The 534-nt window shown below is 46.4% G+C and carries 2 tRNA genes; both read left to right on the forward strand.

The features are described from left to right. Positions 1-84: transfer RNA gene (locus K7A41_RS00020), tRNA-Ser, on the forward strand. Between the two features lie 329 nt (positions 85-413). Beyond that, positions 414-498 (forward strand) — tRNA-Ser (locus K7A41_RS00025). Positions 499-534 lie beyond the last annotated feature (36 nt).

Here is a 534-nt window from a genome sequence, read left to right on the forward strand (position 1 = left end):
GAGAGTTGGCAGAGTGGTCGAATGCGGCGGTCTTGAAAACCGTTAACTGTCACAGGTTCGGGGGTTCGAATCCCTCACTCTCCGCACAAGAGGCCTTTCAGCAATGAAAGGCTTTTTCGGTTCTATATGGATTCGAACCAGAAGGGTTGGCCGAGGGTTCGAACTTTATCATCGCAGACATTAGCATGGGGATGTGGGACGCGATAAATCCCTCACTCTCCGCAGAAGGATCCTTCATCGAAAGATGTGGGATTTTTTATTTTACAGACAAATTGATTCGAACTCGAGAGGTTGCCCATGTAAGTGGGCGTTTCCTTCAAGGCCAATTTAAATGAACCCGTAGTTTTCCGAATTGATCAGGAAAAATGTAAAATAAGTTTTGTAAATCTATTTAGAATTTCTACTTTTGTCGCGGAGAGTTGGCAGAGTGGTCGAATGCGGCGGTCTTGAAAACCGTTAACTGTCACAGGTTCGGGGGTTCGAATCCCTCACTCTCCGCACAAGAGGCCTTTCAGCAATGAAAGGCTTTTTCGG

It is taken from the genome of Sphingobacterium sp. InxBP1, from assembly GCF_026191775.1.
Taxonomy (GTDB): domain Bacteria; phylum Bacteroidota; class Bacteroidia; order Sphingobacteriales; family Sphingobacteriaceae; genus Sphingobacterium; species Sphingobacterium thalpophilum.